This window comes from Microlunatus flavus, from assembly GCF_900110855.1.
Lineage (GTDB): Bacteria > Actinomycetota > Actinomycetes > Propionibacteriales > Propionibacteriaceae > Microlunatus > Microlunatus flavus.
Window position 1 is genome coordinate 392487 of record NZ_FOFA01000003.1, and the last position, 15574, is coordinate 408060.

The 15574-nt window shown below is 74.1% G+C and carries 15 protein-coding genes; 9 read left to right on the forward strand and 6 right to left on the reverse strand.

What is annotated here, in order from left to right; all coding sequences use genetic code 11:
- Positions 1–4: 4 nt before the first annotated feature.
- Positions 5–2791, reverse strand: coding sequence for a helix-turn-helix transcriptional regulator (locus BMY04_RS09540; protein WP_091179188.1), 2787 nt, complete (start codon positions 2789–2791; stop codon positions 5–7).
- Between the two features lie 392 nt (positions 2792–3183).
- Here BMY04_RS09540 and BMY04_RS09545 point away from each other — a divergent pair, with 392 nt between their 5' ends.
- A complete protein-coding gene (locus BMY04_RS09545) occupies positions 3184–4068 on the forward strand; it encodes an alpha/beta fold hydrolase (RefSeq protein ID WP_198410035.1) in 885 nt (294 codons plus the stop codon).
- Between the two features lie 41 nt (positions 4069–4109).
- On the opposite strand, the gene BMY04_RS09550 is transcribed toward BMY04_RS09545, so the two are convergent.
- Complete coding sequence (locus BMY04_RS09550) at positions 4110–5126, reverse strand: helix-turn-helix domain-containing protein (protein ID WP_091179192.1); 1017 nt, start codon at positions 5124–5126, stop codon at positions 4110–4112.
- A 147-nt stretch (positions 5127–5273) separates the two neighbouring features.
- Here BMY04_RS09550 and BMY04_RS09555 point away from each other — a divergent pair, with 147 nt between their 5' ends.
- Positions 5274–6596, forward strand: coding sequence for an APC family permease (locus tag BMY04_RS09555; RefSeq protein WP_091179195.1), 1323 nt, complete (start codon positions 5274–5276; stop codon positions 6594–6596).
- Positions 6597–6613: 17 nt separating this feature from the next.
- Here BMY04_RS09555 and BMY04_RS09560 read toward each other — a convergent pair whose 3' ends face one another.
- Together BMY04_RS09560 and BMY04_RS09565 are read right to left on the reverse strand one after the other, a co-directional pair.
- Positions 6614–7300: an HAD family hydrolase gene (locus BMY04_RS09560; RefSeq protein WP_170854066.1), complete on the reverse strand. Its 687-nt coding sequence runs from the start codon at positions 7298–7300 to the stop codon at positions 6614–6616.
- A gap of 97 nt (positions 7301–7397) precedes the next feature.
- Positions 7398–8135 (reverse strand): SDR family oxidoreductase, encoded by a 738-nt coding sequence (locus tag BMY04_RS09565; protein ID WP_091179199.1) that lies wholly within the window; start codon positions 8133–8135, stop codon positions 7398–7400.
- A gap of 55 nt (positions 8136–8190) precedes the next feature.
- On the opposite strand from BMY04_RS09565, the gene BMY04_RS09570 reads away from it, so the two are divergent.
- Positions 8191–8754, forward strand: a complete 564-nt coding sequence (locus tag BMY04_RS09570; protein WP_170854067.1) for a TetR/AcrR family transcriptional regulator — start codon at positions 8191–8193, stop codon at positions 8752–8754.
- 57 nt (positions 8755–8811) lie between these two features.
- On the opposite strand, the gene BMY04_RS09575 is transcribed toward BMY04_RS09570, so the two are convergent.
- Positions 8812–9714, reverse strand: a complete 903-nt coding sequence (locus BMY04_RS09575) for a transglutaminase-like domain-containing protein (protein ID WP_091179203.1) — start codon at positions 9712–9714, stop codon at positions 8812–8814.
- A 105-nt stretch (positions 9715–9819) separates the two neighbouring features.
- Between BMY04_RS09575 and BMY04_RS09580 the strand changes: the two genes are divergently transcribed.
- The 6 genes from BMY04_RS09580 (at position 9820) to BMY04_RS09605 (ending at position 14267) form a co-directional block, all read left to right on the forward strand.
- The gene (locus tag BMY04_RS09580) at positions 9820–10446 is read left to right on the forward strand and encodes an SRPBCC family protein (protein ID WP_232506225.1); all 627 of its coding nucleotides are present in this window, start codon (positions 9820–9822) and stop codon (positions 10444–10446) included.
- On the forward strand, positions 10443–11111 hold the full coding sequence (locus tag BMY04_RS09585) for a DUF4166 domain-containing protein (RefSeq protein WP_091179205.1): 669 nt from the start codon (positions 10443–10445) through the stop codon (positions 11109–11111). The genes BMY04_RS09580 and BMY04_RS09585 overlap by 4 nt, the downstream gene beginning before the upstream one ends.
- Positions 11112–11456: 345 nt before the next feature.
- Positions 11457–11732 (forward strand): type II toxin-antitoxin system Phd/YefM family antitoxin, encoded by a 276-nt coding sequence (locus BMY04_RS09590; protein ID WP_091179207.1) that lies wholly within the window; start codon positions 11457–11459, stop codon positions 11730–11732.
- On the forward strand, positions 11733–11999 hold the full coding sequence (locus BMY04_RS09595) for a type II toxin-antitoxin system RelE family toxin (RefSeq protein WP_091179208.1): 267 nt from the start codon (positions 11733–11735) through the stop codon (positions 11997–11999).
- Between the two features lie 73 nt (positions 12000–12072).
- On the forward strand, positions 12073–12720 hold the full coding sequence (locus tag BMY04_RS09600) for a class I SAM-dependent methyltransferase (RefSeq protein ID WP_198410036.1): 648 nt from the start codon (positions 12073–12075) through the stop codon (positions 12718–12720).
- An 86-nt stretch (positions 12721–12806) separates the two neighbouring features.
- A complete protein-coding gene (locus tag BMY04_RS09605) occupies positions 12807–14267 on the forward strand; it encodes a phospholipase D-like domain-containing protein (RefSeq protein WP_139209813.1) in 1461 nt (486 codons plus the stop codon).
- Positions 14268–14343: 76 nt separating this feature from the next.
- On the opposite strand, the gene BMY04_RS23300 is transcribed toward BMY04_RS09605, so the two are convergent.
- Positions 14344–15276: a RidA family protein gene (locus BMY04_RS23300; RefSeq protein WP_232506226.1), complete on the reverse strand. Its 933-nt coding sequence runs from the start codon at positions 15274–15276 to the stop codon at positions 14344–14346.
- Positions 15277–15574 lie beyond the last annotated feature (298 nt).

Below are 15574 nucleotides of genomic sequence, written 5' to 3' on the forward strand. Positions count from 1 at the left end.
GCGCTCACACGCTCGCGGCCGGGACCCCGCCGCGGAGCCGCGTCGCCAGCTGGACGCGCGAGCGCACGCCGAGCTTGCGGTAGACGCTCGACAGCTGCGTCTCGACCGTCCGGACGGTCACGAAGCAGGCGGCCGCGATCTCGGCGTTGCGGAGCCCGTCGGCCGCGGCCGTGGCGACCCGCTGCTCCGCCACGGTCAGGACGTCCGGTGCCCCCGCCCGGCGGGCCCCGGCGAGCTCCCGCTCGACGAGGGCGAGGAGGGGACGGTCCCCGGTGCGACGGGCGACGGCCAGCGCCTCGACCAGGACGCGCCGGCTCTCCTCGCGAGCCCGTCGGCGGCGCAGCAACCGGCCCAGGTCCAGCAGGCAGCGGGCGTGGTCCCCGGGCACCGGCCCCTGCGCGAGGAGGTCCGCCGCCCCGCGGAGCTGCGCCTGCGCGCGCTCGAGATCCGCCTCCCCGGCGGACACGAGTCCCCGTACGCGCAGCGCGTGCCCGATCAGGGGGGACCGTCCCGTGCCGCGCGCCACCGACTCGAGGTGGTCGGCGACCCGACCGGCGTCCTCCGGGCGACCGAGCGCGACCAGGCCCGGACCGATCAGCGTGTCGGCCCCGAGGCGCCGGCCCGGCTCGTCGCACCCGTGCTCCGCGCTCAGGTCGATGGCCTCCGACAGGGCGGGCACGGCCTCGGTCCAGCGCTCGTACGCCGCCGCCCAGGCCCCGCGCAGGACCAGTCGGGCGACCCGGTTGGACACCGTCCCGGCGTGCTCGGTCCCCGCCTCCAGAGCCGCCTCCAGAGCCGCCTCGTCGTCGCGCACCAGCGCCAGGGACGCCCGTGCACGGACGACGACCGGCGACGGTGCGCCCGCTCCGACGCCCTCGTCGTCGAGCCGCTGCAGCAGCGCGGCGGCGTGCTGCGGCCGCCCGCCCAGGAGCTCGACCACGGCGAGGTGGTTCCGGAACGTCTGGGCGACCGTCGTCTCCCCGCGTCGCTCGGCGCGGTCCGCCAGCACCTCGAGCGCGACACGGGAGGCGGCGACTTCGCCGACCTCGTAGCCGTGCAGACCGACCGCCGCGTCCGCCGTGTCGACGAGCGGGAGCGTCGGCAGGGACTCCTCGAGAGCGCGCATGCGCCCGAGGACCACCGGGTCGAGGCCCTGCCCGGCGTCCAACCGGGCGACGAGCAGCACCGCCAGCGCCCTGTGCTGCGCAGCCGGCAGGTCCTCGCGCCCGGACAGCAGCCGCAGGGCCTCGCAGGCCCGGGCGGCGCGGTACGCCGCCGGCTCCGACTCGCGCATCAGGTGGACGTCGATCACGGCTCGACGAACGGTGCCCACCCTTGCGCGAGCCGCCAGCGTCGCGAGGGCCGGCTGGGCCCCCGCACCACCTTCCGCCGCCGTGAGGGCGGCGACGAGGACAGGGAGTGCGCGGTCCAGCAGGGTCGGTGCCAGCCCCACGAGGTCGAGGTCGCCGAGGACCGTCACGGCACGGGCGGAGGACGCCGAGGCGACCGCCAGCTCGGCGAGCCTGACGGTCCTGCCCGCCCGCTGCGGCGCGCCGCGTGCGGTGCGGGCGAGCGCTCGGGCGGCGAACGCCTGCGCCGCGTCGTGAGACCCCTCGGCCCACGCCTGCTCCGCCGCCGCGTAGAGCGCGGCGGCGGCGACCTCGTCCGGCCCGGGCAGGACCGCCGCGTCGAGGTGACGGGCGCGCTCGGCCGGGTCGGTGGTCAGGGCGGCGGCGCCGGCGTGGATCCCGAGCTGGGTGCCGACGCCGACGACGCCGAGCGCCGCGGCGCCCAGCAGCGGGTGCGCGACGACGAGCCGCTCGTCCTCCCTGACGACCACGCCCGCGTCGACGGCGGCCGCGACGGCGAGGAGGTCGGCCCCCGAGAGCGCCACCACCGTCCGTGCCGGCGCCCCGCCGACGGCGGCGCAGACCGCCAGCACCCGCTCCACCGGCGGCGCTAGCAGCCGCACCCGGGCCAGCACGGTCCCGGCGACCGAGTCGGGCAGCCCGAGGCCGGGGTGGGCCAGCGGCGTACGCGAGGGCTGCTGGTCGAGGAGCTCCAGGGCCCACGACGGGTTGCCCCCGCTCGCCCGGTGGACGTCGAGGAGCAGGTCGGGCGGTGTCGCCCGTCCCCGCCGCTGCGCGAGGACGTCGCCCAGCGCGCGGGCGGTCAACGACGGGACCTGGTGCACCGTGCCCGACGGGAAGAGCGCCCGGTCGATCGAGGAGGGGCGGCCGGACAGGAGCGGGTCGGTGGCCTGGGTCGCCACGAGCGCCGGTCCCCGCTCGCCCCGCCCGGTGACGTAGCCGATGACGTCGGCGGACTCCGGGTCGAGCTGCGGCCAGTCGTCGACGGAGAGGACGACGGTCCCGTGCCGGCTTAGGCCGCGCAACGCGTCCGCGACCGCCAGCCGCAGCAGCAAGCCGGACGGCACCTGGGCAGGGCCGGGACGGGGCGAGCGGACGGAGTCCACGGCGTCGCGCCGGGTGACGGTGAGGCCGTCGAGCTCGGCGTCGGTGATCGCGGAGAGGAGGTCGGCCAGCCCGACCAGGGGTGTGCGGGCAGAGGACCGGCCCCGGACCCGGAGCACGCGGGCGCCGGCCTCCTCCGCGCGCCGGGCCACGCGGTCGAGGACCGTCGTCCGTCCGACGCCCGGTTCCCCGACCAGCAGGGCCCGTCCGCCCGGCCGCGCCAGCGACCGGTCGACCGCGGCGACGAGCACGGCGCGCTCCTCGTCCGCGGGTGAGGTCCGACAGGGGCGCGCGGTGGCCGCGTGCTCCTCGCCCATCCGCCCCACCTCAGGTCCCGTCTCGTGGTCTGCCGCTCGTGGTCTGCCGCTCGGGTGGGGCGGCCAGCTGTTGGAGGACTGCTCGGTCCACGCGCCCGCGTCGATGCTGCTGGCCCGCGGGCCACCAGGCCATGGGGTCGGTCACCGCGTCGAGCCCCGCAGCCTGTGGCGGCCCACATCCGCCGAGCACGACCACGGCGCACCGGGCGAGGCCCGCCGAGCCGGTGTGGCCGCCCACACGGGTCGGGGCCGAACGCGGTGGTCGCCACCATCGGCGAGCGACGCGTTTCGCTTCACGCTTGGTCGGACGGCAGCGGACCGACAGCGTCCGCGCCGGAACGGCGTCGCGACGACGTGAGCGCCGACCGAGACGGACGAGGACGGAGCAGGTCGTGGGCAAGGCAGCAGTGGGGGACCGTCGTCCGCCGGAGGGGTTCACCGAGCAGCGGACGGACGTCGACGGCGTGATGATCAACTACGTACGCGGCGGCGAGGGGCCGACGCTCGTGCTCCTGCACGGCTACCCCCAGACCTGGTACGCGTGGCACGCGGTGATGCCCGAGCTCGCGCAGCGCTACACCGTCGTGGCTCCGGACTTGCGCGGCGCCGGTGACAGCGACGCCCCGGCCGGCGGCTACGACAAGAAGACCCTCGCCGGTGACGTCCACGGCCTGCTCGTCCAGCTGGGGCTCGACCGGAACGTCCGCGTCGTCGGCCACGACATCGGCTCGATGGTGGCCTACACGTACGCCGCGCAGCACTCCGACGACGTGGAACGGCTGGTGTTCTGCGAGGCCGTGATCCCCGACGAGGGCATCTACTCCATGCCGGTGCTGACGCCGCAGGGGCCGGGCCACTGGAACTTCGGCCTGTTCCAGGTGCCCGACTTCCCGGAGAGCCTGGTGCGGGGCCGCGAGCTCGGGTGGGTGCGCGGCTACATGCTCCCGCAGGCCAAGAGCCCGGAGGCGATCGACGAGCGGAGCCTGGAGGAGTACGCCCGCTGCCTCGCCGCCGACGAGGCGCACCTGACGGCGAGCTTCGGTCCCTTCCGGGCGCTGGTCCACGACATGGCCGACATGGCCGCGTACGCGAGGACGCCGCTCACGATGCCGGTGCTGGCCATCGGGGCCTCGGACAGCCTCGGCGCCTCCGTCGGGCAGCAGCTCGCCCGCTACGCGGAGGACGTCCGCAGCGTGGTGATCGAGGACGCGGGGCACTACCTGTTCGACGAGCAGCCCCAGGAGCTGTCCGGGCACGTGCTCCCGTTCCTTGACTGAGGTCCCTCGCCGTCCCGGCTCGCCGGTTCAGCCGACCTGGCTCAGCCGACCTGGCGGTCGCCTCGACCAGCTGGTGAGGACTCAGGCCGCCCCTCGCACACGCCCGTCTCGGCGAAGGCCGCCCGGTACGCGCTCGGGCTGACGCCGGTCTGACGGGCGAAGTGGATGCGCAGGTTGGCCGCGGTGCCCAGCCCGCACTGCTCGGCGACCTGCTCCACCGGCAGGGTGGTGCTCTCGAGGAGCTGTCGAGCCCGGCGGACCCGCTCGGCGGTGAGCCACTGCAGCGGGGGCATCCCGACCTCGGCGGCGAACCGGCGCGAGAGGGTGCGTGTGGTGACGCCTGCCTGCTGCGCGAGCAGGCGGAGGGTGAGAGCCCGGTCGAGCCGCGACCTCGCCCAGTCGAGCAGGGGCCCGATGGCCGAGCCCGGCAGGTCCGGGAGCGGCGTGGAGACGTACTGCGCCTGACCTCCCTCGCGGTGCGGCGGCACGATGAGCCGGCGCGCGACCTCCGCGGCCACGGCCGTGCCGTGGTCGTGGCGGAGGAGCTCGAGGCAGAGGTCGAGGCCGGCCGCGGTCCCCGCCGACGTCGCCACGGAGCCGTCGACGACGTACAGGACCGCGGGGTCGACCTCGACCGCCGGGTACTGCTCGGCCAGGGCGGCCGCGTACATCCAGTGGGTGGTGGCGCGGCGCCCGTCGAGCAGGCCCGCCGCCGCCAGGGCGAAGGCGCCGGTGCAGACCGACGCGATCCGGGCGCCACGGCGGGCGGCGTCCTGCAGCGCGTCGACGAGCTCGGGCGGCACCGCGGCGTCGAAGGAGGGGAGCGCGGGCACCACGACGGTCTCGGCGCGGCGGACCTCGTCGAAGTCGGCGTCGGCGGTCAGGGTGATCGCCGCGCCCTGGGTGCGGACGGGCCTCCGACCGGCCGCGCAGACCTGCACGCGGTAGGGCCGGAGGAGCAGGTCGGGACGCGGCATGCCGAACACCTCACCCGCCACGCCGATCTCGAACAGCGGCATGCCGTCCAGGACCGGGACGGCTACGCGATGCGGGTCCATCGTCCGACCCTACTGTCTCGATCCTGCTGGCCGGTGGCGATCGAGCCACTGTTGGGGAGGCCTGTCGGTGGCCAGGCTTGACCGAGGGGCGCTGGTCCGCCGAACCGGATCCCCGCTCGCGACCCTCACCGACCCCGGAGCCGCACCGTGACCCGCATCACCGCCCGAGCCGCCGCTCCAGGGCTGCACCCGGACCGCGTGACCGAGAGCCGCGTGGGGACGGTGCGCGGCACCGCCCTCTTCGTCGCGGCGATCGTCGGGCCCGGGATCCTCACCCTCCCCGCCCTCGCCGCCGGGGAGGCCGGTCCGGCCTCGCTCGTCACCCTCGGGGTCTTGCTGACGGTCTCGGCGCCCATCGCCTTCACGTTCGCCGCGCTGAACGCCGCCGCGCCCGCCGCCAAGGGCGTCGCCGGCTACGCCACGGTCGCCTTCGGACCGCTCGCCGGACGCCTCGTTTCGGCCTGGTTCCGCTCTGGCGTCCCCATCGGGGTCCCCGCCCTCGGTCTCATCGGCGGCGGGTACGTCGCCGAGGCCACCGGCGGGGGGAAGGCCACCGCGGTCACCGTCGCCGCCGGCATCTGCGCCGTCGCCGTCGTGGCCAGCGTCCTGCACCGGCCGGGGAGCGGTGTGCTCACGCTGCTCCTGTCGGCCGCCCTCACGGTCCTGATCGTCGGCACCGCGGTCGTGGCGCTCCCGCACGGGCACACCGCGAGCCTCAGGCCGTTCGCACCCGGCGGCCTCGCCGCGGTGGCGGCCTCCGCCCTCGTGCTCACCTGGGTGCTGACGGGCTGGGAGGCCGTCACCAACTTCACCGACGTCCTGCGCGACCCGCGGCGGACGCTCCCGCGGGTCACCGGCGCGACGCTCGTGGTCGTCGCCCTCCTCTACGCCGCCGTCGCGGTCCCCGAGATCCTCGTGCTCGGGCCGACCGCCGGCGGGACGCAGGCTCCCGTGGCCGCGATGCTGCGCATCGCCACCGGCTCGGCAGGTGCGGTCCTGGCGGCCGTCATCGCCGTCGTCATCGCCACCGGGAACAGCATCGCCTACGTCGGCAGCCTCGCCGAGATGGGCACGACCACCCGTCCGACGCGGGGCGCGAGGGCGGCGCGGACCGGCCGGGCGAGCGCCCTCGTCGTCCCGGTGATCATCATCGCCGGCGGCCTCGCCGCCGCGGCCCTGACGTCGGTCAGCACCGGTGAGCTCGTGTCCGTCTGCGCCGGCTCGCAGGTGCCGGTCTACGTCGCCGGGCTCGCGGCCGGGATCAAGGTGCTGCCGACCTGGAGCCGGTCGTGGTGGTCGTCGGTCGTCGCCACCGCCGCGGTCGCGCTGCTGCTCGTCCCTGCGGGCCGCTACCTGCTCATCCCGGCCGTCGTCGCCCTGGGCGTCGTCGCCCGGTACGCGTACCAGTGCCGCTCGCCCGGCGTCAGGACTGCCGGCCCGCCCCGTTCGAGGGCGGAGCAGGACGCGTGACCCGAGCGGCGGACCACTCAGGCCGGGCGGTGCTCGGCGGGGGAGCGCACCGCTCGGGCGCGGACGTGCTGGACGACGTCGCGGAGGTGACGGACGACGGGGTGCCGGTCGTGGTCGGGCGGTTCCTGGTGCCCGCGCGCGAAGCGGACGAACTCGACCCCGAGCTCCTCGGCGATCTCCTCGTCGTGGTTGGTGTCGCCGACCATCAGCACGCGCTCCGGGGTGTGGCCGGACGACCGGAGCCAGCGGGCGACGACATCGGTCTTCGACGGTGCGTACGCGTCGGTGATCCCCAGGACCTGGTCGAAGTGGCGGGCGATCCCGTGGGGAGCCATCTGCCGTTCGAGCACGGGCGGGACGGTCGCCGAGATGAGGACCTGCGCGACGCCGAGGCGTCCGACCGCCGAGAGCGTGGCACCGGCGCCGTCGTGCAGGGGTGCACGGGCGACCTCGGTGGCGAACAGCTCGAGATACCGCTGGGCGGCCGGGCGGAAGTCGGCGTCGCCGATGCCCAGCCGGGCGTAGAAGGCCTGCACCGGGAAGCCGAAGACGTGGCGGTACGCGTCGACGTCGGGGAGGACCGGCAGAGCTCGCTCGTGGAGGACCACGTTCATCGCCGTCAGGGCGACGGCGGCGTCGTCGAGCAGGGTCCCGTTCCAGTCCCAGCAGACGGCCTCGACGTCGGTGTCGTACGGAGGCCCCACAGGTCGTGAGTGTTCCACCACGCGTCCTGCAGAGGCCGGCCGGCGTGCGAGCGGCGGTGCGTCCTCACCTGGCGCTCGACCCCGTCCCTGCGCGGACTCAGCCCTGCCGGGCCGGGCGGATGGTGAGGTCGCCGATCTCGACGTCGTCGGGCTGGTCGATCGCGAAGGCGATGGCTCGCGCGACGGCGGCGGGCGCGATGCCCAGGTCGGCCATCGCCTCCTGGGCCGCGCGTCGGGTGGTCGGGTCCGCGATGCTGTCGACGAGCTCGGTCCGGACGTACCCGGGGGAGATCGAGGTGGTTCGCAGCAACCCGTCCGTGCTCTCCTGGCGGAGCGCTTCCATGATCGTGCGCACGGCGTTCTTCGTGCCGGCGTAGACCGCTTGCGTCGGCACGATCTTGAGGCCGGACGTGGACACGACCGTCACGACGTGCCCGCTGCCCTGGCGTCGGAAGACGGGAAGGGCCGCGGCGATGCCGTGGAGGACGCCCTTGACGTTGACGTCGATCATCGCCGACCAGCTGGTCGGCTCGCCCTCGGCGAGCGTCGCGAGCGTGGTGGTCCCCGCGTTGTTGACCAGCACGTCGAGCCGGCCGAAGCCGTCGACCGCGGCGGCGACCAGGGCCTCGAGGTCGCCCGGTTCGGTGACGTCGACGCGCAGGGACCGCGCCCGACCGCCCGCGGTGGCGATCTCGTCGACCAGCCGGTCGAGCCGGTCGGTGCGGCGGGCGCCGAGGACGACAGCGGCTCCCCGTGCGGCGAGCTCGCGAGCGGTCGCCTCACCGATCCCGCTGCTGGCGCCCGTGATGGCGACGACCTTGCCCGTGATGCTCATCGGTCTCCTCGGTTAGTCTGGACACGTGTCCGTTTCCGACGAGCGTACCGGACACGTGTCCGGTCAGGGTGACGGGCCGCTGCGGCTCGACGCCCAGCGCAATCGCGACAAGATCCTCAGGACCGCCCGCGCCCTGCTGCGCGAGCCGGGCGAGCTGCGGCTGAACGCGGTGGCGAGGGCGAGCGGGGTCGGTCAGGGCACGCTCTACCGGCACTTCCCGACCCGCGAGGCGCTGCTGGCCGCGGTCTACGAACGTGACGTCGACGACCTCGTCGCCGCTGCGCCGGAGCTCCTGGCGAGCCTGCCTCCGCTGGAGGCGCTGTCGGCCTGGTTCGAGCGGGTGACGGCGTACGCCCGGCTCAAGCGCGATGTCTTCGCCGCGCTCGAGGTCGGCACCTGGCGCGACCTGGCCGACCACAGCCTGGGTCCGATCGGAGACGCGATCGAACTGGTGCTCGCCGCCGGGCGGGCTGACCGCAGCATCCGCCCTGACGTCGAGGCCCGCGACGTGATCATCCTGATCAGCTGGCTCAGCAGGCTCGACGACCACGAGCTCGACACCCGGGGCCCCGTCCTGCTCGCGGTCCTGGTCGACGGGCTTCGCCCTCAGCTCAGCTGATCGAGCGACGGCGAGCAGCCGGTCTGCGCTCGAAGGAGGCTCAGCACGGCAGGAGGCTCAGTCCTCCTCCGCTGCCGCGGGCACCGCCGTGAGGTCGGTGGTGCGGGTCGGCAGACCGTACGGGGAGTGCGTCAGGATCCGGCTTCCCGGGTGGAGCCGGTCGTCCTCGTGGTAGCGCGCCCACAGCTCCGCCTCGGCGCCGTCGTCGCCCGCGTCGGCGCGGACGAGCAGCTGCGCGAGCTCGTCGACGAGGCCGGTGTCGAGCGGTTCCTCGGTGACCCCCCAGCCGTCCCAGAGCAACATCTCGTCGCCGTAGCGGTGGGCGACCTCGTGGACCACGGACACCCAGACGAACCCCGGACCCGAGAAGGCGCGGTCCGCCTCCACCCCGTAGGTGGACAGGTCACGGTCGCCGGCCCGCCACGCGAGCCACGCCTCGGCCGCGGTCTCGAACGGAGCAGCGCGACCCACGGGGAGGTCGTGGACGTCGAACCGCGGGTCCCGGCCCAGCTCCGGATCTGCCCGCTGCCACCGGCCCTCGCGCCAGAGCTCGACGACGACGTGGTCGGACGCCCAGACCGGGGTGAAGTAGTGGGCGAACCCGACCCGGTTCCGCGCCGGCACGCCGCGTTGCCGCAGGGCTCCGACCACGAACAGGGAGTGGTCCCGGCAGCAACCGGCCACCCGGTCACCCGACGGGCGGGGCATGTCGAGACCGGCCGGGTGGCGCTGCTGATCAACGGTCAAGATCACTTCGAGCCACCGGCTGTCGATCTCGTGGCGACGTTCCTCAGCAAGATCAGGAAGCTCTGCGCGGTAGTGCGCGATGACGTTGCGGGACGCGGCGCACAGGCTCGCCACGTCGGAGGGCAGAGCGGCCAGCCGGTCGGCGTGCCGTCCCGGCGCCGAGTAGCGGCTCTGCTCGGCGAACGTCTCCGGACCGGGCACCCCTCCGATCATGCCAAATTCTGCCCCGGCTCGGCGACGGTAACGGCTCGTCCGGTCCTGCCCGACAAGTGCGGGCCGCTGCGCACGTCGGAGGCGCGCGCACGTGAGGATGGTGCGGTGGCGGGAGGTGGGGTACGACGTGGTCGGCCGATCTACGTCGAGACGCTGGTCCAGGCGGACCTCGAGCGGGTCTGGGAGCTGACCCAGGACACCCGGTCGCACCCGCGCTGGGACGCTCGCTTCAGCGCGATCACGCCGACGGGGACCACACCGGACGGGGCATGGCGCTTCCGCTACGAGCTCCGGCTGCCGTTCCACATCATCAGCGGCACGGGGATCTCGCTGGGGGAGCGCCGCCGCCCGGACGGGACCCGGACCTCGGCCCTGCGCTTCACCACTCGCGACCGGCTCTCCCCGCTCGGCGACGGGCGCGGCTACTGGCGCTACGTGCCGACGCCGGACGGGGTGCGGTTCCTGACCGGTTACGACTACGAGCCGGGTTGGGGCGCGTTGCTCGACGGTCTGGGCGTGCGGTGGCTGGTGGGCCGGATGACGGCCTGGAGCTTCGACCGGCTCCGGATCTGGGCCGAGACCGGGACCCCGCCGGAGGACTGGCCGTGGTGGACGGCGCTGCAGGTCTGGCGCCCGGACCGGCCCCGCGCCTCGCGGTGCCGGCGCACGCCACGCCGAGGAGGGGCCATGGACGACTCCCCGGCGACGCTCGACGGGCTGGCGAGCCCGTGACCTCGATCTTCGCCGCCGCGATGGGCGACGACTTCGACCGCCTGCACCCGATGCTCCAGCGCCGCTTCGGCATGGGGCTGGACGCCGGCTACGGCTGCGTCGGCACCGGCGTCATGACGTCGATCCGGCGCGGACCGTGGTGGACCCTGCCCTTCCTCCACCTCGGCCGGGTCCGCAACATCCTGATCCCGGACGTCGGCGTCGACGTGCCGTTCACGATCCGCAACTACCCGTACCGCGACCCGTACGGCCGCGAGACGATCACGTTCGCCCGCGAGTACCGCGTCGGCCGCCGGCCGAGCCGCTTCGACGCGACGATGATCCTCGACGGCGGGCGGGTGATCGACTACCTCGGCACCCACCAGCACCTCGCCGTCGACCTGCGCCTGCGCGCCGAGGACGACGGGACGCTGCTGCTGACGACGCACGACCAGCGCTTCTACGAGGGCCCGGTCGGCTTCCGCTTCCCCCTGCGCCTCAGCGGCACCGCGGTCCTGCGCGAGTCGTGGGACGACGACGCCGAGGTCTACCGCGTGCACCTCGAGGTCTCCAACGCCACCTTCGGCTTCCTCTTCGGCTACGAGGGCTGGTTCACCTGCGACTTCGTGCCCGCCACCGACGCCCCGCCCGAGCTCAAGCCCGTCCGGCACGAACGCCGCGTCTGAGCAGCGATCCGGTCGCTCAGCGACTCCGCCCTCCTGAGCGGTGCGCCCGCACGGACGAGCCGTCGCCGCGAGCAGACCCTCCCGCGAGGGGCGGGCCCCGGTCGGGGGCGCCCCTCCTCAGACCGCGGTCGACCACGGCCGTGGGCGACGGGCGCGTCAGGCGACAGGCGTCAGGCGTCAGGCGTCAGGCGTCAGGCGTCAGCAGATCCCCGTCGCTGACCCGTACGAGCGCCTCCCGACGGGCGCCCCGCAGGTAGGACGACAGGTACAGCCGCACCGGCCCGGCGTCGCAGCGCGTCCGCTGGCGCCGTCCTTCGAAGACCGAGCGGACTACAATTCTGGTCCATGAGCACGTTGCCGTTGTCGGAGGTCAAGGCCCGGTTGTCGGAGATCGCCGAGGAGGTCGCGACGACGCACGAGCGGGTGCAGGTCACGCGCAACGGCCGTGACTACGTGGTGCTAATGGCCGCTGAGGATCTCGAGGCCATGGAAGCGACCCTCGAGCTGTTGAGCGACCCGGAGGCGATGCGGCGGGTCAGCCGCTCGGAGGCGGAGGTCGAGGCGGGCGACGTACTGGACGAGGCGGCGGTGCGGGCGCTGGTGCGTCGCGACGGGCGCTGAGTGAGCCACCGCGTCCTCGTCACGCGCACCGCAGCACGCCAGCTCGCCGAGACGCTCCCGGAGGCGGTGGCGGCGGCGTGCGTCGAGTTCCTGTTCGGCCCGCTCGCGGACCATCCTCGACGGGTGGGCGCACCCTTGCGACCGCCGTTCGCGGGTCAGTGGCGGGCCCGGCGGGGGGAGTACCGCGTCCGCTACCGCATCGACGACGCCGAGCAGGTCGTGCACGTCCTCGACGTCGACCATCGACGCGACGCCTACCGACGCTGAGGAGCGACCCTCGCCAGCCGGGAGTCTGGTCGGCCAAGCGGGCTGGGCTGATCGCGACTGGCAGGCTGGGCCGGTGCCGATCGACCTGTACTGGGACCACAACGCCTGGTACCAGGCGCGGATCCTGCGGGCGCTGCCTGCTGACCTGGGCACCGTGCTGGACGTCGGGTGCGGCGCCGGGTCCTTCGCGGTCCGCCTCGCGGCTCGTGCCCAGCACGTCGACGCGATCGACCGGGCGCCGCACATGATCGCCGCCGCTCGCGAGCGGGTCCCGGCGAACGTCGACGCACGGGTCGAGGACATGACCACCGTCCGGCTGCCCTCTGCTCACTACGACGCCATCACCAGCATCAGCGCCTTCCACCACGTCGAGCTCACGCAGGTGCTGCCACGCCTGGCCGAAGCCCTGCGACCGGGCGGCCTGCTCGTCGCGGTAGCCCTGCCGAGGACCGACCTGCCGCGAGACCTCCCCGTCGAGGCGGTCAGCGTCGCGGGTGACCGGCTGCTGGGTACGGCGTTCCGTCTCGAGCAGGTGCTGACCGGCCGGAGGCGGTACGCCCACGAGGCGACCGTGCGGCAGATGCCGATGCAGGACCCCGTGCTCACCACCCGGCAGGTCCGCGAGCAGGCCGGTCGCGTGCTGCCCGACGTGCGCGTACGCCGTCTGCCGTTCTGGCGCTACGAGCTGCGCTGGCAGCGGCCCCTGACCCCGCGGTCGTAGCCGCCCTGCCGCGGGCGAACGGCGCGCGTGGCGACCTCGTGGCGCTGGTGGTCGCCCGAGCCCCCCGGATGGCGGAGGATGCACCCGTGGCGACGACGCGGCTGGACAGCTCCACGACCGACGGGGCTTCACCCGGTGCGCCGGCCGGGCGGAGTCGAGCGGCGGGTCCGGCGGGGCCTGGATCGGCCCGGGCACGCCTGGTGCTCCTCGCCCTGCTGGTCGCCGTGCTCTCCGGCCTGCTCTCCGGAACGGTTCCTGCGCAGGCCACGCCGGTCTCGCCGGTCGACTCGATCATCACCGACCCGGGTCCTCTTCCGCTCGGCTACCTCCCCCTCACCCCCGACGAGGCGGGCACCGCCTGCCACGTGAAGACGCTCGACGGCTGCGAGCAGGCCGCCCTCATCGTGCGGGCGATCAACGCCACCCCGTGCACCGGGCGGATCACCGCGACGTTCTACTCCATGTCGATCGACGCGTACGCCGACGCCCTCGTCGCCCGTGAGAAGTGCGGGACAGACCTCCACATCCTGACCTGGCACGGGCTCGACGAGGACGGCGAGGTGATCAAGGACAGCGAGCAGCTGCGTCGCGTCCGGTCGGCGGTGAAGAAGTACGGCAACGGCTGGTACAAGAGCTGTCGCTACTCGTGCTACGACCGCCGCGCCAAGGGCACGATGCACATGAAGGAGTGGCTGTTCAGCTCCACCGGTGACCAGCAGGACGTGATCATCCACTCGGAGAACAACGCCACGACCAACGGCGACCTCGTCCACTTCGGCTCGCTCACCGTGCTGTCCGACCCGTGCGCGTACACGGCCCTGTCCGCCTGGATCGACCTGGGCCGCAAGGACAAGGCCCGGACCACCCCCAAGCCGTTCTCGACCTGCGACGGACAGCGCACCTTCCACGTCGCTCCGACGAAGAAGAACGCAGCCCTCGACCTGCTCAAGGCGATCAAGGAACCGGCGCCCGGCTGCCGCGTCGAGCACGACATGAACCAGGTGACCATCGACGCCCCGACCGACCAGGTCGTCCGCCTGCACAAGGCGGGTTGCCAGACCCGCGCCGTCGTCGACTGGAAGCTGTTCAGCCAGGGCGTGCTGAAGTCCGCGTCGCAGATGAAGCAGATCCGCCGCCTCGTCGCCGCGGGCGTCCCCACCTTCGACGCCAGCTGGAAGCCGACCGCGTACAACCACCGCAAGGCGACGATCGCGCAGAACGGTGACGTCCGCTGGGCGGCGAGCGGGGCGACGAACCAGACGAAGGGCTCGTTCAAGAGCGCGAACATCCTCCTCGTGTCCCGGGTGGGTGCCGACGTCACGGCCGCGTTCGCCGCGTCGGACGTGATGGTCGCGTACTCCCACCAGCTCACGCTGGAGTCCGTCGGATGCGTCGGCGCGAAGAAGAAGCAGCCCGCCGGCTGCACCTCCCAGCACAGCTCGGCGTCGAAGCGGGCGACGAGCTCGAAGCATCTCGGGGGTTCGGCTGGTTCCGCAGACCCGGGCGAGAGCTTCGAGCAGCGCGCGAGCGAGCTCGGCGAGGACTAGGGCGTCGCCTGCGCCGAGGACCCGCACCGGTCGACGCCGACGACCGGGCACCCGGTCCACGGTCGACGGCCCTGGGTCACGTGGTGATCGCGGTCATCCTGACCGAGACCAGCAGGCCAGGGACGACCGGGCCGAGCCGGGCGACGTAGCGCGTCGGCGGATCGGTGGGGAACCAGTGGGCGTACTCCTCGTTCAGGCCGGCGAAGTCCTCCGGGTCGGCCAGGAGGATGCCCACCTCGACGACGTCGTCGAGGCTCGCCCCGCCGGCGTCGAGGACGGCGCGGCAGTTGACGAGCGCCTGCCGCAGCTGGGCCTGGATGGTCGTGCCGGCCGGCTCGCCGGTCCTCGGATCGATGCCGGTCGTCCCGGAGACGAAGAGGTGCGGCCCGGACCTGACGCCCTGGCTGAACATCGGCGAGCTCGGAGCGAGCGGTGTGCTGATGGGCTGACGTGGCATGTCGGACTCCCTTCGTCGAACCGATGATCGCAGCAGTCCGACCTTGAAGCCCTCGTCGGCGATCGTCCATGGTCGGTCGGCACTGCTGCGCTCCAGCCAGTAGGTCGACCCGCTCGGCCCGTCGTCGACGGCGAGGTCGGACCCGGTGAGGCCGGTGTAGTCGAAGCTGACCTGGACGCGGTAGTAGCTGTGGCCCGCCTCCGGGAACGTCCCCGCCAGGTCGGCGGAGGTCGCCACCCGGCTCTCGACGATTGTGAGGTGCCGGATCGTGCCCATGGCCCGGAAGCGCGAGAACGCAGCCTGCCCGTTCGGGTAGATCGCCGACGTGGTGGTGAAGTCGCGGTGGTCGTAGGCCTCGACGTACGCGCGCACGACGTCCTCCGGCGAGAGCGCTGCGGTCGGTACGGGAACCGAGCGGGTCTGCACGTTCACGCGGATGCCGAGGTCGTAGGCGACGCCGAGCAACCCGGCGAGGACGACCGCCGACACCGCAGCCGCGAGAGCGCGACGCGAACGTGTCGCCCGCATCGAGCCTGAGGCCGGCAGGTCCATCCGCTCATCGTCGTGCACGGACCGGCACGTTCACCAGGAGTCGACGACGGTCGTGCTAGGCGCCGGGGGGAGGGTCGTCGCCGGCACTCCGCCACCGCGCCGGAGGTCACGCGCTCGGGCGAGCGGGGTGGTCGGGAGGCATCCGACGTACCGGCGCCGCTGCCGCCGTCAGCCGAACGAGGGCGCAGGTGGCGAAGCCGGACACCGGTCCGGGGGCGGCGGTCGTCGCCGGCCCAACCCGGGCCAGCGCGCGGTCGCAGCGGCATCCGCCTGGCCAACGCGTCGCGATGAGTCGACT